Genomic DNA, 18,235 nt, shown 5'->3' with positions numbered 1-18,235 from the left:
TCCTGCGGTTCCGGTGCGCCGGCTGAGGCCGGGCCGCGGTCGCGGCCCGGCCTCAGCGGGGTGGATCAGGACACCGGCACCAGCTCCGGCGCGGGGGCCGGCGGGTCGGTGGGGGCGGGCGCCGGGCGTCGCCGCAGGAAACGCGGGGCCCACCAGTTGGCGTCGCCGAGCATGGTCATCAGGGCCGGCAGGACCACTCCCCGGATGATCGTGGCGTCCAGCAGGATCGCCGCCGCGAGGCCGATGCCGAGCTGCTTCATGTCGATGGTGCTCAGCGTGGCGAAGATCGAGAAAACCCCGACCATGACGATCGCCGCGCTTGTCACCACCCCGGCCGACGAGGTGATGCCGTACGACACCGCGTCGCGGTTGGACATGCCGGCCCGGACCCCCTCGCGGATCCGACTCACCACGAAGACGTGGTAGTCCATCGAGAGGCCGAAGAGCACCACGAACAGGAACAGCGGCAGCCAGGAGACGATCGCGCCCATCGACGTGAAGCCGAGCAACCCCTCGGCCCACTCCCCCTGGAAGACCAGCACCAGCAGCCCGTACGCGGCGCCGGCGGAGAGCAGGTTCAGCGCGATCGAGCTGGCGGCCACCACCACGGAACGGAACGTGAAGGCCATGACCAGGAACGTGAGCACCAGCACGAAGCCCATCACCAGCGGCAGCTTGTCGCGGACGTGCCCCGCGTAGTCCTCGCTGTCGGCCACGCTCCCGCCGACCGCGTACTCGATCCCGGGGATCCCCCGCAGCTCGGCCGGGACCAGGTCGGTCCGCAACTTCTCCAGCGACTGCACCGAACGGTCGTCCCGGCTGGCGTACGGGGTGGCGACGTCGAGCACCGACACCCGCCGGTCGGCCGACACCTTGATCTTCGGGCCGTCCGCCTCGGTGGGGGCGAACAACGGGTCGCCGCCGGCGCGGCCGGCCAGGTCGGTGAGCGCCGCGTTGACCCGGTCGGCCTGCTCGGCCGGCGCCCGGACGGCCACCACGTGGTTGGTGCCGGTGCTCGGGAAGGCCGCGGTGAGCCGGTCGTACGCCTGCATGGCAGGCGTGGTGCGCGGCAGGTCCTCCATGCCGGGGAACTTCAGCTTCATGCCGAGCGCCGGCGCGGCAAGCGCGAGCAGCAGGCCGACCGAGATGACGAGCGTCACCACCGGGGCGCGCAGCGCGGGCCGGAGCAGCGCGGGCCAGAGCCGGGGCGTACGCGGCTCGCCGTGCCGGCCGGTGCGCGGCGCGGTCAGTCGCCAGAGCAGCGGCACCCGGGGCCGGTCGACCCAGCGGCCCAGCCTGGCCAGCAGGGCCGGCAGCACGGTCAGCGAGCCGGTGACCGCGACGGCGACCACCAGGATCGAGCCGACGGCCAGGGACGAGAAGACCACGTCGCCGGCGAGGAACAGCCCGGCCATCGCGATGATCACGGCGAAGCCGGAGACGACCACGGCGTGCCCGGAGGTCTCCGCGGCGATCTCCACCGCGTCCAGGCCGGAGCGGCCCTTGGCCCGCTCCTCCCGCTCCCGGCGGATGTAGAACAGCGAGTAGTCGACGCCCACCGCCATGCCGATCAGCAGGATCACCGGTGACGTCGTGTCGGTGGCCGGCACCAGGTGCGAGGCGAGGGTGGAGAGGCCCATCGCGGCGGCGACCGAGGAGAGCGCCAGCAGCACCGGCACGCTGGCCGCGATCAACGCGCCGAACGCGATGATCAGGATGGCCAGGGTGACCGGCAGGCTGAGTAGCTCGGCACGCTTGAAGTCCTTGCCCAGGGTGTCGTCGAGCGCCTGGCCGATCGACGCTCCGCCGACCTGCTCGACGCGGAGCTGCGGGTGCGCGCCCTGCACGGTGGCGGTGGCGTCGCGCAGCGGCTGCACCCGGTCCGACGCGGTCTCCGGGTCACCGGACATGGTGATCGGCAGCAGCAGCGCCGACCCGTCCCGCGCGGTGACCGGCGGGCCGATCTCGGCAACCCCGGTGACCGTACGCAGCCGGGCGGCCGCGTCGTCGGCGGCCGCCTTCGCCGCCGCCGGGTCCAGGGCGCCGCCGCGGGACGTGATCAGGACGTTCTCCACGGCCGGGTCGTCGAAGGCCCCGTCGTCCACGATGAGGCTGGCCCGCCCGGCCTCGCCGATCGCCTGGTCCCCGCTTGTGGCCTCGGTGAGGCCGGCGGCGTTGCCGCCGACAAAACACACCGCCACGAACACGACCCACATCGCGATCGCCCGCCACGGATGCTCGGCGCTCCACCGCGCCATCCGCACCGTCACCGGTCTGTTGCCCATCTCGTGTCCCCCTGTCACGTCGACCCCCTGCCGACGCTGCTGACGTTAGGGGCGTGACGAGGCGGTCACATCGGGGAACGGCCCCCGTCCACCCCGGAGTCGGTCCACGGAGGGCGGCGGGTCCGCCCGCCGGGCATCAACACGCGATTCGGGCGTACGCCGGGGTGTGGCCCGGAGGGTCCGGCCGCGACCCGCCGACGCCGACCCGGAGCCGACTCCGGGTCATCCCCGAAGGGCACCCCGAGGCCGGGGCTGGCAGCGCGGGCAGCTGAACGAGGAGCGGTTCATGAACGACTCGCGGCGGATCGGGGCTCCGCACCGCCGGCACGGCTCGCCCTCGCGGCCGTAGGCGTTCAGTGCCCGGTCGAAGTAGCCGCTCTCGCCGTTGACGTTGACGTATAGGGCGTCGAAGCTGGTGCCGCCCACCTTGATCGCCTCGGCGAGCACGTCGCGGACGTGGCCGAGCAGACGCTGCGCGGCCGGGCCGGTAAGCGCGTCGGTGGGGCGGGCGCCGTGCAGGCCCGCGCGCCAGAGCGCCTCGTCGGCGTAGATGTTGCCCACACCGGAGATCAGCGTCTGATCGAGCAGAGCTCGTTTCACCTCGGTCCGACGGCGGCGCAGCGCGGCGACGAACGCCGCGTCGGAGAACTCCGGGTCCATCGGGTCGCGGGCGATGTGCGCGATCTCCGCGGGCAGGTCCGCGCCGCCCTCGCTGACCGCGAGACCGCCGAACGTGCGCTGGTCGACGAAGCGCAGCTCGGGCCCCTCGTCGGCGAACCGGAACCGGACCCGCAGGTGGGTCTCGTCGGGCGTGCCGGGCGGCTGGAGCAGCATCTGGCCGGACATCCCGAGGTGCCCGACGATGGCGTCGCCGCTGTCCAGTGGCAGCCACAGGTACTTCCCGCGACGGCGGGCGTCCAGCACCGTCCGGCCGGCGAGCACGTCGGCGAAGTGCACGTCACCCGGAAGGTGCCGGCGGACCGCACGCGGGTGACGCACCTCGACCGAGGCGATCCGCCGGCCGGTGACCCACTGGGCCAACCCCTGCCGGACGGTCTCCACCTCGGGCAGCTCAGGCACGGCGTACGCCCGTCTCGCGGCCACCTGTCGCGGACTCGGCGTCGCGGGCCCCGTCGTTGCCGGCCTCGCTGGTCCGGGCCGCGCCGTCGTGATCGGCGGCCGGGCCGACACCGTTGGCCGACGCCTGCCGCTCGGGCGGGGTCTGCTGGTCCGCCACGTCGGCAGGCATGACCTGCGCCAGGTGGTCGGCCTCCTCGGCACGGGCCGCCTGCTCGGCGCTCTCCAGCGGACCGCCCTCGTCGGACCCGCCCTGCTGGGTGTTCTGCTCGTGCTGCTCGGTGAGCATCCGCCAGGCCGCCTCGGCGGCCCGCTGCTCGGCCTCCTTCTTGCTGCGCCCCTCCGCGCCGCCGTACCGGTTGCCGGCCACCACGACCCAGGCGGTGAACGTCTTGAGGTGGTCCGGGCCGGTGCCCTCGATCCGGTACTCGGGTACGCCGAGACCGAGCGCGGCGGTCAACTCCTGGAGGCTGGTCTTCCAGTCCAGCGCGGCGCCCCGGCCGGCCGACTCGGCCATCAGCGGGTCGAACAGCCGGTGGATCACGATCCCGGCGGTGTCCAGCCCGTACTGGAGGTAGATCGCGCCGAGCAGCGCCTCCAGGGTGTCGGCGAGGATGCTCGCCTTGTCCCGGCCACCTGTGGTCTCCTCGCCCTTGCCGAGCAGCAGGTACGCGCCGAGGCCGTCCGGGCCCAGGCCACGGGCCACGTCGGCGAGCGCCCGCATGTTGACCACGCTCGCCCGCAGCTTGGCGAGCTGCCCCTCGGGCAGGTCCGGGTGGTTGTGGAACAACGCCGTGGTGATCACGACGCCGAGGACCGAGTCGCCGAGGAACTCCAGCCGCTCGTTCGTCGGCAGGCCGCCGTTCTCGTACGCGTACGAGCGGTGGGTCAACGCGCGTTCCAGCAGGTCCGGCTCCAGGCTCACGCCGAACGCGGCTTCCAGGTGACCGACGGACGCCCGCCGCCGCTTGTCGTTGCTCATGATGTGCGTACCTCGGTGTCGGTGGAACGGTCGGTGCGGTCCGTCGCGGCGTCGCCGTCGAGCAACGCGGAGACCAGTTCGGTGGCACGCCGTCGCCACAGGTGGGCGGCGAGAGCGATGCCGGAGGCGACGTCGTCGGCGCGAGCGGAGCCGTGACAGACGACGACAGTCCCGGCGACGCCGAGCAGGGCGGCGGCCCTGGGCGCGCCACCGCCGACGGGCGGGCCGCCGGCCATCGCGTACGCGCCCTCGATCGCCTTGAGCAGCACGTTACCGGTGAAGCCGTCGGTGACCACGACATCGGCGCGCGCGCCGAGGGCCACGTCGTACCCCTCGACCAGGCCGACGTAGCGAGCCCCGCAGGGCAGCGGTTCGACGGCGAGCAGGGGGTCGGTGGCACGGCGTACCCGGTCGCCCTTGCCGGCCTCGGTGCCGACCGAGAGCAGGCCGACCCGCGGTGCGACGACCGAGTGGGCCACCGCGGCGTACGCGGCGCCGAGCACGGCGTGTCGGGCCAGGGTGGCGGGGCGGGGCTCCAGCGAGCCGCCGACGTCGAGCAGCACCACCGGCCCGGCGACCGCGGGCAGGGTGGCGACCAGGGCGGGTTGGCGGATCTCCGGCCAGCGCCCGAGCCCGAGCACGGCGGCGGTGACGGTGGCGCCTGTCGCGCCGGCCGAGACGAGGGCGTCGGCGGTGCCGTCGCGGACGGCGGTGACGGCGGCCCGGACGGTGCTCTCCGAGCGGGCGGCGCTGGGATGGTCGGCCATGCCGACGGCGGAGCGGACCGGCCGGACCGTGATCCGGGCACGCTCGGCCGGATCGAGGGCAGCGATCAGCGCGTCGGCGACCTCGGTCGGACCGACGAGCAGCAGGTGCAGATCGGGATCGGCGCGCATGGCCCGCAGAGCGCCGTCAACCACGACGGCGGGAGCGTCGTCCCCGCCGAGGAGGTCAACGGCGATCCGCGCGGTGCCCGGCTCCACCGGAACACCGGCCGGGTTGGGCCGGCCGGTGTCGGAAGGAGCCGGGGCACCGGGCGAATGCCAGGGTGCGCGCGCCGCCCGACCTGGGGTCGGGGGCGTCACTCGGCGTCCAGGTCAGACCTCGAGAACCTGGCGGCCGTTGTAGGTGCCGCAGACGGAGCAGGCGGCGTGCGGCAGCTTCGGGGACTTGCACTGCGGGCACGCGACGGTCGCGACCACGGTCGCCTTCCAGTTCGCCCGGCGGGACCGGGTGTTGCTGCGCGACATCTTGCGCTTCGGGACGGCCACGGTTCTTACTCCTCTGTAACGGTCAGTTGCGACAGGCCCGCCCAACGCGGGTCGATCTGCTGGTGACTGTGGTCGGCCGGCAGATCGTCCCAGTGCGCCCCGCATTCGGGGCACAGTCCTGGGCAGTCCTCCCGGCAGAGCGGGTTGGTCGGCAGCGTGAGCACCAACGCGTCCCGCAGCGCCGGCTCCAGGTCGATCAGATCGCCCTGCATCCGGCCCACCTCGTCCTCGTCGGTCGTGGCGTCCGTGGTGCTGTTCTCGTACGCGTACAGCTCCTGGATCGTCACGGCCATCGATTCGTTGATCTCGCGCAGGCAACGCCCGCACTCGCCCCGGATGGGACCGGTGATGGTCCCGGAGACGAGCACACCCTCGGACACCGACTGCAACCTCAGATCGAGGTCGAGGTCCGCGCCCTCCGGCACGCCGATCAACTCCACGCCGAGGTCCGCCGGTGCCGGCACGACCCGCTGGACCTCACGCAACGCGCCAGGGCGACGCGGCAGGTCCCTCGTGTCGAGGACCAGCGGCGCCCTGGGGTCGAGTGTCGATGGCGAGTGCTTGGGCATAGTCAGACTCCGGCCGGTGAGAGGCCGACAAAAAAGGTTACCTGGGCGACCGCCGGACCGTCGAACCGGGGGGACGCCTGCGGCGAGAATGTCGGCTGGTGAGGTGCCGCTCAGAAGGGTAGCGGGCGTTCCGCCTCATCCCCACCGAAGGTACCGATCTCCCGCAGCGCGTGCATCTTGTCCCGGCCACGCTCTATCGAGGCGAGGGCCCGGGTGAGGAACTGCTCGAAGTTGGCCAACGCGGTGTCGACGTAGTCGTCGACCTCCTCGCGCAGACGCTGCGCCTCGGCGCGGGCCTCGGCGATGATCCGGGCGCCCTCGTGCTCGGCCGACACGGTGATCTCGTTCACCGACACGAGGCGGGCGTGTTCTGCCTCACCCTCGCTGATGATCCGGTCCGCCTCGCGCTTACCGGCCTCCATGATCTTGTCCCGCTCGTCGAGGAGCGCGGCGGCCCGACGCAGGTCGGCCGGAAGGTCGGCGCGCATCTCGTCCAGGGCGGCGATCACCTCACCCCGGTCGACCATGCAGTTGTTGCGCGACATCGGGACGGAGCGTGCCTGCTCCACCATGGCGATCAGTTCGTCGATGCGATCGAGCGGGTCCACCGGTACCTCACTCCTGTCGTTCGTCGGCCGACCTCCATGATGCGGGCCACGGCCGGGTTCCTGCTCGACCAATCATGTCGTGCCCGCCCCACACACGCCCCACTCACCCCAACCCGGCGAGTCGCGACATGGTCACTCCCCGCCGATCGCGCACTTGCGGTCGCGCCAAACCAGCCGGAAAGGGACGCCCGGGAGCGGTAGGCGCAGATCGAGGGGGGTCAGGGGCGGGGGCCCAGGCGGGCCTGGAGTGCCTCGCGGACCGGGTCCGGGACGTGGGCGGAGATGTCGCCGCCCCACTTGGCCACGTCCTTGACGAGGCTTGAGGAGAGGAACGAGTAGAGCGGGTTGGTCGGCATGAAGAGCGTCTCGACCCCGGCCAGCCCGATGTTCATCTGGGCCATCTGCAACTCGTAGTCGAAGTCGCTGACCGCCCGCAGGCCCTTGATCAGCACGCTCGCCTGCTGAGCACGGCAGAAGTCGACGAGGAGCCCCCGGAACGACTCGACCCGTACGTTGCCGTACGAGGCGGTCACCTCGCGGAGCATCTCGATCCGCTCCTCGACGGTGAACAGGCCGCTCTTCGACTGGTTCACCAGCACGCCGACGATCACCTCGTCGAACAGCCGGCTGGCGCGCCCGATGATGTCGAGGTGTCCGTTGGTGACCGGGTCGAACGAGCCGGGACACACCGCACGTCTCATGATCGGCGACCGTACCAAAGGGTGGTCTCGCCGTACCGGCGACTGCGCTCGGGGGTGATCCCCTCCACCCACTCGAACTGCCTGGTGCGGCGGGACCGCTCCACCACCACCAACGCGTCGGGCGCCAACCAGCCCCCGTCGACGAGCGTCGTCAGCAGCGCGGTGATCTCCGCGTCCGGCACGGCGTAGGGCGGGTCGGCGAAGACCACGTCGTACGGCCCACCGTCGGGCCCGGAGGCCAGCACGGTCGCCACCCGGGCGGTGACCAGGCGGACGGCGGAACCGGCCCGCAGGGTCGCCACGTTCTCCCGGATCACGCGCGCCGCGCGCGGATCGGACTCGACGAGCAGGACGTGCCGGGCGCCCCGGGACAGCGCCTCCAGCCCGACCGCGCCGGAACCGGCGTACAGGTCGGCGAAGCGCGCGCCGTCGAGGTCGACCTCGGCCTCGACGGCACTGAAGAGCGCCTCCCGGACCCGGTCGGAGGTGGGTCGGGTGCCGGCGCCGGGCGGCGCGGCGATCCGCCGTCCCCCGAGCGTCCCGGCCACGATCCGGGTCACCGTCTCCTCCTGCTCATGGCCCCGACGCTACGCGACCCCTCGGGCCGGGCATTCGACACGGTCGGTACCGCCACGGAGATCATGTGATCACTTCTCGTATATCAATGATCTCAAGTTCATAACATCAGTCTTAGCAAATCCTGAGCGCTGTATCACGCGCGGCGATCTCGCTAGGGTCTGCCGGGTGCCGGCGGCCAACCCACCGGCCCACGGCTCGGGAGGGCGCCTCACCGATCGGACGTGCAGTGACCGTCCACTGTCGCTCTCCCGTGCCACACCCCTGACGCTTCAGCACTCCAGGAGTACCCGTGATCCGTCCCAAGCTGTCGCTCCGGCGACCGCTGGCCATCCTGGGAGCCGCCCTCGTCGGCCTCACCGGGGTCGCCGCGGTAGCCACCCCAGCCAGCGCACACCACACCACCATCACCGCCACCGCCGACTGTGACCGGCTCACCGGCGAGCGCGTGATCACGTGGAAGGTGGAGAACAGCGAAGCCAACAAGGACGCGACGCTCCAGAAGGTGACCTCCGACCCGGGCACCCCGGTGACCTCGCTGGTCGCGGGCGTGAAGGAGGCGAAGCCGCTGCAGGGGCTGGTCATCCCCCAGGCATCCTCCATGCTGGCCACCCAGCGCGTGCCCGGCAACACCACCAAGGCCCACCTCCAGGTCTACGCCGAGTGGATCAAGGAGGGGAAGGTCACGGCGAACCACACCGCCGACGGCGACATCAACCTCGCGGCCGACAAGTCCTGCACCCCGGCGCCGAAGTGCGTCGAGGTCGACAAGGCGAAGTTCAGCCACACCTTCGACGGCCCGAAGGGCACCGCCACCGTCAAGCTCGACGGTGACCTGCCGCTCTGCGGCGACGGCAAGCAGTACTTCACGCTGGTGTCCTACTTCGCGCCGCGGCCGCAGTTCGCCACCCCGCAGTACGTGTACGGCACGCCGGACAGCGACTTCGTCAGCGCCGCCCAGACCGAGATCACGCTGAACGTCGAGATCCCGGACTGCCACACCCAGGTCGACCTCATCTGGGGCGACAAGGACCAGGTCATCGACGAGATCGTCGACGGCGGCAAGCGCTACGACAACAAGAAGCTCGGTTCGCCGGGCGCTCCGGGCAACCGGTCCAAGGGCCCGCAGGGCTGGTACAACGGCGGCAGCAAGAGCTGCGTCACCCCGGCCTCGACCTTCGCGTCCAAGTGCGACGGTTCGGTCGCGGTCTCGCTGAGCAACGACGGCAAGATCAGCAAGTACGCCGTCGAGTTCGAGGTCAAGGGCGAGAACGGCTTCACCAAGAAGGTCTCCGTCACGCCGGGTAAGGCCGACAGCAGCATCGTGGTGCCCGCCGCCGACGCCGGCAAGATCGAGGTGCTGGTCGACGGCAAGGTCATCGAGAACGGCACGTACTCGTGGCAGCGCCCCGAGGACTGCCCGCTGCCGGCCGTCACCACCAAGGCCGACTGCAAGGAGTTCGCCCTCACCGTGACCAACCCCGAGGGTGGCCTCCCGGTGAAGACCACCTTCACCTACGGCGACAAGACCGAGACCCGTACGGTCGCGGCCGGCGCGTCGGAGACGGTGACCTTCAAGGCCGGCAAGGACAAGACCGCGGTCGTGGCCCTGCCGGACATGGACCTGGAGCTTGAGGCGATCTACACGCCGGAGGGCAACTGCGGCGGTAGCGGTGGCGGGGGCGGCGACGACGAGCCGGGCCTCCCGGTCACCGGTGCGGCGGCGGGCGGCATCGCCGCCGGCGCGGTCGCCCTGCTGATCGCGGGCGCGGTGCTCTTCGTCATCGCCCGTCGGCGTCGGGTGACCTTCACCGCCTGACCTGACCTGAGCTGAAGCCCGAGGGCGCGTCGACCACCCGGTCGACGCGCCCTCGGTCGTTTGCGGCGACTCGGGATCACTGAAACCGGAGTGTCCCCTTGGCCGGGACACCCCGGTTTCCTGGAACTGGAGTGGATCAACGGTCCAGGTCGGGCCGGCGGGCGTCAGCCCTTCTCCAGGTACTCCGCGCGGTCCTCGTCGACGAGCGCGGCGACGGACGCGGCAAGCGCCGGGTTGCGGGTCAACTCCGGGTCCTCCTCGACGATGGTGATCGCCTCGGCGCGGGCGTCGCGGATCAGGTCGGCGTCGCGTTTCAGGGACAGCAGGCGCAGGTGCGAGCGGTGCCCGGACTGGGTGGCGCCCAGCACGTCGCCCTCGCGGCGCTGCTCCAGATCCAGCTCGGCGAGCTTGAACCCGTCGCTTGTGGACGCCACCGCGTCCAGCCGTTCCCGCGCCGACGAGCCCTCGGCGGCCTCGCTGACCAGCAGGCAGAGCCCGGCGGCGGAACCCCGGCCGACGCGGCCGCGCAACTGGTGCAGTTGGGAGACACCGAAACGGTCGGCGTCCAGCACGATCATCACGGTGGCGTTCGGCACGTCCACGCCGACCTCGATCACCGTGGTCGCCACCAGCACGTCCAGGTCGCCGGCCGCGAAGGAGCGCATCACCGCGTCCTTCTCGTCGGCGGGCAGGCGACCGTGCAGGACCCCGATCCGCAGACCGTGCAGCGGCCCCTCGGCCAGCAGCGGGGCCACCTCGGTCACCGCGAGGGGCGGCCGTCGACCGTTGTCGTCCTCGGGCGGCGGCTCGTCCTCCGACGCGGGGCCCTCTCCGATCCGCGGGCACACCACGTACGCCTGGTGGCCGGCGGCGACCTCCTCGCGCAGCCGACGCCAGGCCCGATCCAGGAAGGCGGGCTTCTCGGAGGCCGGCACCACGTGCGACGCGATCGGCGAGCGACCCCGCGGCAGTTGGGAGAGGGTGGACACCTCGAGGTCGCCGTACACGGTCATGGCCACCGTGCGCGGGATCGGGGTGGCCGTCATGACCAGGGTGTGCGGCGGTTGGTCGGCCTTGGCCCGCAACGCGTCGCGCTGCTCCACCCCGAAGCGGTGCTGCTCGTCGACCACCACGAGACCCAGGTCGGCGAAGTCGACGCCCTCGTAGAGCAGGGCGTGGGTGCCGAGCACGATGCCGGCGTTGCCGCTTGCCACCTCGCCGAGCGCCCGCCGGCGGGCCGCCGCGCCCAGCGAACCGGTGACCAGCTCCACCCGGGTGGCGTGCTCGGCGGAGTCCAGCTCACCGGCCCGCCCGAGGGGCCCCAGCAGGTCGCGCATGCCCCGGTGGTGCTGGGCGGCCAGCACCTCGGTGGGTGCCAGCAGCGCGGCCTGCCCGCCCGCGTCGACCACCTGGAGCATGGCCCGCAACGCCACCACTGTCTTGCCCGAGCCCACCTCGCCCTGCAACAGGCGGTGCATCGGGTGTTCGGCGGCCAGATCCTCGGCGATCTCCCGGCCGACGTCGCGCTGACCGGCGGTCAGCTCGTACGGCAGCCGGGCGTCGAAGGCGTCCAGGAGCCCGCCGACGCGCGGCGGGCGGGGGCGGGCCGGCCAGTCGGCGGCCCGGTGCTTGCGCTGCACCAGGGTCAACTGGACGGCGAACGCCTCGTCCCACTTGAGCCGGTGTCGGGCCCGGTAGAGCTCCTCCTTGGTGGAGGGCCGGTGGATCTCGCGCAGCGCGGCACCCAGGTCGACGAGTTTCCGGCCGGCCCGCACGGTGGCGGGCAGCGGATCCTCCGGCGGGGTGAACGTGTCCAGCACGACCCGCACGCAGCGGGCGATCACCCAGGTCGGGACGGCCGCCGCCGCCGGGTACACGGGGATCAGCGCACCGGCGAACTCCTCGATCTCGTCGCTGACCGCCGCCTCGCCCTCACCGCCCTCGCCGAGCAGGACGTACTCCGGGCCGTTGAGCTGCCGTTTGCCGCGGAACTCGGTGACCTTGCCGGCGAACAGCCCCCACCGGCCCGGCTTCAGCTCCCGTTCGCGCCATGCCTGATTGCCGAAGAACGTCAGTGTCAGCAGGCCGCCGGCGCCGTCGCCGACTGTCACCTCCAGCAGGTTGCCCCGGCGTTGACGCATCGGCCGCACGGCGGTGCGCTGCACCTGGGCCAGCACGGTGACCTGTTCGCCGACGTCCAGCGACCGGATGTCGGTGTGCTCGCCGCGCTCGTCGTAGCGGCGCGGGAAGTGGTAGATCAGGTCACCCGCGGTGTGCAGGTCGAGGTGGCCGGCCAGCGCCTTGGCCGTCTTGTCCCCGACGAGCTTCTTCAACGGCGTGTCGACCGTGGCCGGCTCGCTCATTCGACCCCCACCAGGAGCGGATAGAACGGCTGGCCGCCCGGGTACGCCTGCACCTCGACGAACGGCCAGCGCCGCGCGACGTGCGCGCGGACGGCATCGGTGAGCCCGGCGGGGGCGTCCACCCCGGCCAGCAGGGTGACCAACTCCCCGCCACCGCCGAGCATCCGGTCGACCACTGCGGCGCACGTGTCGGTGAGGTCGGTGCCGATGAGGTGCACCTCACCCTCGACAAGCGCCAGGACGTCGCCGGGACGGCAGGGGCCGGCGACCGTCAGGGCCTCCCGGCTGGCGTGGCAGACCTCGGCGTACCGGCAGGCGCCGGCCGCCTCGGCCATCGCGATCACGTCGTCCTCGAAGCGGCGGGTGCCGTCGCGGACCGCGAGGGCCGCGAGGGCCTGCACCGGCGAACGGGTCGGCACCACGCTCACCTTGATGCCGTGCCGGTGCGCCTCGCGGGCCGCCGCGCTGGCGACCGCCTCGGTGTTCGGATCGTTGGGCAGCACCACCACCCGGGCCGCCCCGGTGCCGCGCACGGCGTCCAGCAGCTCACCCGTGGACGGGTTGCCGGGCAGCACCGTCGCGCCCTCCGCGGCGAACAGCTCGGCGATCCCGCTGCCGGTGGCCACCACCACTGCGGCCCGGCCGTCCTCGGTCGGGCCGGCGGGCGGCGCCGGCTGGTCGGCGAAGCGGGTCACCGAGATCCGGTGCGGGCGGCCGGCGGCGACCCCCGCCTCGACCGCCGCGCCCACGTCGTTGACGTGCACGTGCACGTTCCAGGTGCCGCCCGGCTCGCGTCCGTCGCCGACGACGACGAGCGAGTCACCAAGCGTCTCCAGTGTCCGGCGCAGCACCGTCACGGCGTCGGCGGAGGCGTCGAGCAGGAACTGCACCTCGTAGGCGTACTCCTCGGAACCGGTCTCCCGCGCGACGGTGGCCGCCGGGCGGGCGGTGCGCGGCGGCGGCGCGATTTGGGTGGCGCTCTCCCCGGTGAGCACCTCGACCAGGGCGTCGAGCAGGACGCAGAGCCCTCGGCCGCCCGCGTCGACGACCCCCGCGCGGGCCAGGGCCGGCAGTTGCTCGGGCGTGCGCGCCAGGGCCTCGGCCGCCGCCCGCGCCGCGCCGCGGGCCACCGCCGGCAGGTCGTCGCTGCCCGCCTGCTCGGCCCCGGTGGCGGCCGCGGCGACGACGGTGAGCAGGGTGCCCTCGACGGGACGGCCGACAGCCGTGTACGCGGCGACGGTCGCGGCCCGCAGCGCGACGGCCAGGGCCCGCCCGCGCACCGCCGGCACGGCGACGACGGCATCGGCGAAACCGCGCAGGATCTGCGAGAGGATGACCCCGGAGTTGCCCCGGGCACCGAGCAGCGCGCCCTGGGCCATCAGCCGCAGCGCGTGCCCGTGGGCGGTGGAGCCGCTGTCGGGGAGCGTGTCCAGGTCCATCGACAGGGCCTGCTGGGCCGAGGTGAGGGTGAGCACCAGGTTGGTGCCGGTGTCACCGTCGGGCACCGGGTAGACGTTGAGCTCGTCGATCTCGCCCTGGTGGCGCTTGAGCGCGGCCAGCCCGCTCGCACACCAGCGGCGGACCGCTGCGGCGTCGAGGGTGTCCAGCACGGCCAGAAGCCTACTGTTGCGCACCGACACGCGTCGGAGTCGTCCGGCGTGTCCCCGCGTGCCCGGTCCGACGGTGCTCCCGACCCGGGTCGACGGCTCCGGTACGGTTGCCGCCGGGCCGGCCCACCGGCTCACCAGCAGGCCCGACCCGGGCCGTGCACGACCGGCCGACCGGGCCGGTTGGCCGGGTCGGCGAGTCATCGGGTAACCTGACCAGGTTGCCCGGGCAGCACCTGCCGGCGACCTCATGAACGTTTCAATCCCAGGAGTATCCCGTGGCTAGCGTGTGCGACGTCTGTGGCAAGGGACCGGGCTTCGGCCACAACGTGTCCCACTCGCACCGGCGGACCAACCGCCGCTGGAACCCGAACATCCAGTCGGTGCGTACCCCGGCCGGTGGCGGCAACACCAAGAAGTTGCAGGTCTGCACCTCGTGCATCAAGGCCGGCAAGGTCACCCGCGCCTGACGCGGCAGCACCAACTCTTCTCGTTCGGCTCAGCCGGCGGCCCCCTGCGGTCCGCCGGCTCTGTCGTGTCCGCGCCCCTGTGGGCACCGGCCGCTCAGAGCGTGCGGCCGAAGGAGACGCAGCCCTCCGCGTCCTTGTAGAAGCCGAAGTTCGGGATCCGGTCATACCCGGCGGACGCGTACATGGCGATCGCCTCGGGCTGTTTGTCCCCGCACTCCAGGACCATCCGCTTGCGGCCCTGCTCACGGGCCGAGCGCTCCACCGCCGCGAGGACCGTCCGCGCCACACCGCGGCCACGGGCCGCCGGGGCGGTGTACATCCGCTTCAGCTCGGCGGTGTCCGTGCCGTGGCTGCGCCAGCCACCGCAGCCGACCGGCTCACCGGCCAGGTAGGCGACGAGGAACGCGCCGTGCGGCGGCTCGAACTCGCTCGCGGCGACCGGGGTGTCGTCGCCGGTGCCCCCGTAGCGGGTGGCGAGGTCGGCCAGCGCGGCCCGGATCAACTGCTGTGCCACCGGCGCGTCGAACCGCACCACCCGGATCTCGATCTCACTCACAGTGCCCAGGATACGGCGGGCAGGCGGCGTCACCGGAAGTGGTCCCAGCCCCGGGGCCCGTCGTACGCGCCGCCGTCGACCGTCACCTGAGCACCCTCCGTCACCAGGCCGATGGGCCGCCACTCCGGCGGCAACGCCACCGTCGGGGGGAAGGTCGCGGCCAGCGCGTGGTCCTCGCCACCGGCCAGAATCCAGGTGTACGGGTCGACGCCGAGCGCCCGCGCGGCGTCGGCCATCTGCCGAGGCACCTCGAACGCGTCGCGGCGCACGTCGATCCCCACACCGCTGGCCTGCGCCACGTGCCCGAGATCGGCGAGGAGCCCGTCCGAGACGTCGATCATCGAGGTCGCGCCGAGCAGGGCGGCCTGCGGCCCGGCCGGGTAGGCGACCTGCGGCCGCCGGTACGCCTCGACCAGCAGTCGGGGGGTGCGGAAGCCCCGGGTGAGCACGGTCAGACCGGCCGCCGCGTACCCGATGCGGCCGGCCAGGGCCAGCACGTCCCCGGGGCGAGCGCCGGAGCGCACCACTGGCGGCCGGCCGCCGAGGTCGCCGAGCGCGGTGACCGCGATGGTCAGGGTGGGACTCGCCGACATGTCCCCGCCGACCACGCTCGCGCCGACCGTGGCGGCCTCCGCGGCCAACCCGTCGGCCAGGCCCTCCGCCCAGCTCGTCTCCAGGTCGGCGGGCATACACAGGGCGACCAGCAGGGCTGTCGGGGTGGCGCCCATCGCCGCGATGTCGGCCAGGTTGGCCGCCGCGGCCCGGTGACCGACGTCGCGCGCCGAGCACCAGTCCCGCCGGAAGTGCCGCCCGTCGACAAGCACGTCCGTGCAGGCGACCACCCGGGCGTCCGGCGCGGCCACCACCGCCGCGTCGTCACCCGGCCCGAGCAGCGTCGTCGGGCCCATCGCCAACCGGGCGGTGACCCGCCCGATCAGCCCGAACTCGCCGATCCCGGCCACGCTGGCGTCACCGCCCGCGTTCGGCCCGTACTGCCCGGCACCGCCGCGCTCGCTCACCGCTGCTCCTTGACCACCGATAGGGATCAGACCTGGTCCGTAAGGTAGTTTCACCCTTCGGGCCGCTCCCGGGCGGCGACGGACGGAGGTCGAGTCGTGGTACAGGCGTACATCCTCATCCAGACCGAGGTCGGCCGCGCACGTGACGTGGCGGGTCTCATCGCGGACATCGCCGGCGTGGTACGCGTCGACGCCGTCACCGGACCGTACGACGTGGTCGTCCTCACCGAGGCGAACACCGTCGACGAGCTCGGGAAACTCATCGTCAGCAAGGTGCAGATGGTGCCCGGCATCACCCGCACCCTCACGTGTTCGGTGGTGCGGCTGTAAGTGGACGAGATGACGACCTCCTCGGCTGCACTGGACGACGACGGAAAGCGCGAGCCGGCTGACGGAAAGCGCGAGCCGGCTGACGGGACGCCCGAGCCGGCTGACGGTATCCGCGAGGACGCCGACCCGGGCGCCGACGCGCCGGCCGGCCGGGACCGGACCATCCGGGGCGCCGCCCTGCTGGCCACGGTGATCGCGCTGCCGATCACGCTGTTGGTGGCCGTGCTGGCCTTCGCCAAGCTCGCCCCGGACACGCCGGCCCCCGCGCCGAGCCCTTCGGCGAGCACCGCACGGGCGCAGTCCACCGCTCCGGTCGAGATGGCCGCCCCGGCGCTGGCCGAGCGCCCGGCCACGGTCTGCCGCGCGCTGCTCTCCCAGCTGCCGCAGACCATCCGTGACCTGGCCCAGCGCCCGGTCACCGCCGGTCCGGAGCAGAACGCCGCGTACGGCGACCCCGCGCTCACCGTGGCCTGCGGGGGCGCCCAGCCGACAGTCCCGGCCACCGACGAGGTCTGGACGGTCAACAAGGTCTGCTGGCACCCGGTCGAGGAGACCGACGTGACGGTGCTCACCACCGTCGACCGGGAGACGCCGGTCACCGTCCGCATTCCGCGCTCGTACGAGCAGCCGTTGCAGTGGGTCTCGCCGATCTCCAGCGCGATCGTGGCGTCGGTGCCCTCGGGCGGCGCCGTCCCCGCCGGCTGCCGGGGCTGATCCGCTGACGCCCGGCCCGCCCGTGCTGATCCGCTGACGCGCGGCCCGTGCGGCGGGCCGCGCGTCCGGACCGGTGGCTCAGTGCAGGCCGACGCCGCGCCGCTGGGCGGTACGGATCAGCCGGTTGACCAGCTTGGGGTACTCCAGGCCGGAGGCCGTCCACATCCGGGGGAACATCGACGTCGGCGTGAACCCGGGCATCGTGTTGATCTCGTTGAGGTAGACGTCCAGCTCGGGGGTGACGAAGAAGTCGGCCCGGGCCAGGCCGGCGCAGTCCAGCGCGGTGAACGCGCGGACGGCGTACTCCTGCACCTGGCGGGTCACCCGGTCCGGCAGCCCGGCCGGGATGTCGTACTCGCAGGAGTCGTCGAGGTACTTGGCCTCGAAGTCGTAGAAGTCGTGGTCGGCGACGACACGCACCTCGGCCAGCACCGACGCCTCGGGGGCACCGCCGGCCTCGCCCTCCAGCACGCCGCACTCGATCTCGCGGCCGACGATCGCGGCCTCGATGATGACCTTCGGGTCGAACTGCCGGGCGGTAGCGACCGCCGCGTCCAGGTCGGCCCAGTCGGTGACGCGGGTGATGCCGAACGACGAGCCGGCGCGGGACGGCTTGACGAAGACCGGCAGGCCGAGCCGCTCCTTGTCCTGCTCGCTCAGCGTCATCCCGTTGCGCAGCACCGCGTACGCGCCGACCGGGATGCCCTCGACCGCGCAGAGCTTCTTGGTGAACTCCTTGTCCATCGCGGCCGCGGAGGCGAACACGTTCGCCCCCACGTACGGGATGCCGGCCATCTCCAGCATGCCCTGGATGGTGCCGTCCTCGCCGTAGGTGCCGTGCAGGACCGGGAAGACCACGTCCACGTCGGCCAGCGCCCGGGGACCCTCGGTCGGGTCGAGCACCATCAGCCCGTTGCCGGTCGGGTCGGCGCGCAGCACGACATCCGCGCCGGACTCGGCGGTGATCTCCGGAAGCTGGCGGGCGTTGATGGCGAACTGGGCGGGGTCACCGCTGGTCAGCACCCACTGGCCGGCGCGGGTGATGCCCACCGGCACCACCTCGTACTCGTCCGGGTCCAGCGCGGCGAACACGCTGCCGGCGCTGACGCAGGAGATGCCGTGTTCCGGGCTGCGGCCGCCGAAGACGATCGCCACGCGGGTCTTGCCTGGGGTGGTCACTCCGGTCACCTCTTCGTACGCGACTGCGGCTGGTCGTGCTCGCCGGTGGCGCTCACGCGGTTGACCTTACTGTGCGTGGCGATCAGGCGCGGCGATACCCGGCGAGCCG

General features: G+C 72.8%; 17 protein-coding genes and 1 pseudogene. 4 read left to right on the top strand and 14 right to left on the bottom strand.

Going from position 1 to position 18,235, the window contains the following annotated elements; translation table 11 throughout:
• Window positions 1-65: 65 nt before the first annotated feature.
• The 9 genes and pseudogenes from MILUP08_RS08095 to rsmD all read right to left on the bottom strand — a co-directional run bounded on the left by MILUP08_RS08095 (window position 66) and on the right by rsmD (window position 8,053).
• A complete protein-coding gene (locus tag MILUP08_RS08095) occupies window positions 66-2,285 on the bottom strand; it encodes an MMPL family transporter (protein ID WP_007456472.1) in 2,220 nt (739 codons plus the stop codon).
• Window positions 2,286-2,507: 222 nt separating this feature from the next.
• Window positions 2,508-3,365 carry a bifunctional DNA-formamidopyrimidine glycosylase/DNA-(apurinic or apyrimidinic site) lyase gene (mutM, locus tag MILUP08_RS08090; RefSeq protein WP_039907465.1) on the bottom strand — a complete coding sequence of 286 codons (858 nt, stop codon included), beginning with the start codon at window positions 3,363-3,365 and terminating at the stop codon, window positions 2,508-2,510.
• A gap of 229 nt (window positions 3,366-3,594) precedes the next feature.
• A pseudogene (gene rnc, locus MILUP08_RS08085) lies at window positions 3,595-4,344 on the bottom strand (ribonuclease III); the annotation flags it as partial.
• The gene (locus MILUP08_RS08080) at window positions 4,341-5,327 is read right to left on the bottom strand and encodes a Fatty acid synthesis protein plsX (protein WP_007456467.1); all 987 of its coding nucleotides are present in this window, start codon (window positions 5,325-5,327) and stop codon (window positions 4,341-4,343) included. The pseudogene rnc and the gene MILUP08_RS08080, both read right to left, overlap by 4 nt.
• A gap of 114 nt (window positions 5,328-5,441) precedes the next feature.
• Complete coding sequence (rpmF, locus tag MILUP08_RS08075; protein WP_030335284.1) at window positions 5,442-5,615, bottom strand: 50S ribosomal protein L32; 174 nt, start codon at window positions 5,613-5,615, stop codon at window positions 5,442-5,444.
• A gap of 5 nt (window positions 5,616-5,620) precedes the next feature.
• Window positions 5,621-6,184, bottom strand: a complete 564-nt coding sequence (locus MILUP08_RS08070; RefSeq protein WP_007456463.1) for a YceD family protein — start codon at window positions 6,182-6,184, stop codon at window positions 5,621-5,623.
• Window positions 6,185-6,294: 110 nt separating this feature from the next.
• The gene (locus tag MILUP08_RS08065; RefSeq protein ID WP_007456462.1) at window positions 6,295-6,792 is read right to left on the bottom strand and encodes an SPFH domain-containing protein; all 498 of its coding nucleotides are present in this window, start codon (window positions 6,790-6,792) and stop codon (window positions 6,295-6,297) included.
• A gap of 218 nt (window positions 6,793-7,010) precedes the next feature.
• Window positions 7,011-7,493 (bottom strand): pantetheine-phosphate adenylyltransferase, encoded by a 483-nt coding sequence (gene coaD / locus MILUP08_RS08060; RefSeq protein ID WP_039905612.1) that lies wholly within the window; start codon window positions 7,491-7,493, stop codon window positions 7,011-7,013.
• Window positions 7,490-8,053: a 16S rRNA (guanine(966)-N(2))-methyltransferase RsmD gene (gene rsmD / locus MILUP08_RS08055; RefSeq protein WP_007456460.1), complete on the bottom strand. Its 564-nt coding sequence runs from the start codon at window positions 8,051-8,053 to the stop codon at window positions 7,490-7,492. The genes coaD and rsmD overlap by 4 nt, the downstream gene beginning before the upstream one ends.
• A 308-nt stretch (window positions 8,054-8,361) precedes the next feature.
• Here rsmD and MILUP08_RS08050 point away from each other — a divergent pair, with 308 nt between their 5' ends.
• Window positions 8,362-9,888, top strand: coding sequence for a hypothetical protein (locus MILUP08_RS08050; RefSeq protein ID WP_007456459.1), 1,527 nt, complete (start codon window positions 8,362-8,364; stop codon window positions 9,886-9,888).
• A gap of 164 nt (window positions 9,889-10,052) precedes the next feature.
• On the opposite strand, the gene recG is transcribed toward MILUP08_RS08050, so the two are convergent.
• Window positions 10,053-12,251 (bottom strand): ATP-dependent DNA helicase RecG, encoded by a 2,199-nt coding sequence (gene recG, locus MILUP08_RS08045; RefSeq protein WP_007456458.1) that lies wholly within the window; start codon window positions 12,249-12,251, stop codon window positions 10,053-10,055.
• Window positions 12,248-13,861: a DAK2 domain-containing protein gene (locus MILUP08_RS08040; protein WP_007456457.1), complete on the bottom strand. Its 1,614-nt coding sequence runs from the start codon at window positions 13,859-13,861 to the stop codon at window positions 12,248-12,250. The genes recG and MILUP08_RS08040 overlap by 4 nt, the downstream gene beginning before the upstream one ends.
• 275 nt (window positions 13,862-14,136) lie before the next feature.
• Here MILUP08_RS08040 and rpmB point away from each other — a divergent pair, with 275 nt between their 5' ends.
• Window positions 14,137-14,328 carry a 50S ribosomal protein L28 gene (gene rpmB / locus MILUP08_RS08035; protein WP_007456456.1) on the top strand — a complete coding sequence of 64 codons (192 nt, stop codon included), beginning with the start codon at window positions 14,137-14,139 and terminating at the stop codon, window positions 14,326-14,328.
• 94 nt (window positions 14,329-14,422) lie between these two features.
• Here the strand turns inward: rpmB and MILUP08_RS08030 are convergent, their stop codons facing one another.
• Window positions 14,423-14,884 carry a GNAT family N-acetyltransferase gene (locus MILUP08_RS08030; RefSeq protein WP_039905609.1) on the bottom strand — a complete coding sequence of 154 codons (462 nt, stop codon included), beginning with the start codon at window positions 14,882-14,884 and terminating at the stop codon, window positions 14,423-14,425.
• A 29-nt stretch (window positions 14,885-14,913) separates the two neighbouring features.
• The gene (locus MILUP08_RS08025) at window positions 14,914-15,846 is read right to left on the bottom strand and encodes a thiamine-phosphate kinase (protein ID WP_039907461.1); all 933 of its coding nucleotides are present in this window, start codon (window positions 15,844-15,846) and stop codon (window positions 14,914-14,916) included.
• Between the two features lie 153 nt (window positions 15,847-15,999).
• On the opposite strand from MILUP08_RS08025, the gene MILUP08_RS08020 reads away from it, so the two are divergent.
• Entirely contained in the window at window positions 16,000-16,233 is a 234-nt protein-coding gene (locus MILUP08_RS08020; protein WP_007456453.1) for an Lrp/AsnC ligand binding domain-containing protein, read from the top strand.
• Window positions 16,234-16,947: a DUF3515 family protein gene (locus tag MILUP08_RS08015; RefSeq protein ID WP_007456452.1), complete on the top strand. Its 714-nt coding sequence runs from the start codon at window positions 16,234-16,236 to the stop codon at window positions 16,945-16,947.
• Between the two features lie 78 nt (window positions 16,948-17,025).
• Here MILUP08_RS08015 and MILUP08_RS08010 read toward each other — a convergent pair whose 3' ends face one another.
• Window positions 17,026-18,126, bottom strand: a complete 1,101-nt coding sequence (locus MILUP08_RS08010) for a D-alanine--D-alanine ligase family protein (protein WP_039905606.1) — start codon at window positions 18,124-18,126, stop codon at window positions 17,026-17,028.
• Between the last annotated feature and the right edge of the window lie 109 nt (window positions 18,127-18,235).

Source organism: Micromonospora lupini str. Lupac 08 (assembly GCF_000297395.2).
Lineage (GTDB): Bacteria > Actinomycetota > Actinomycetes > Mycobacteriales > Micromonosporaceae > Micromonospora > Micromonospora lupini.
This window is presented reverse-complemented; position numbering and strand designations above follow the sequence as displayed.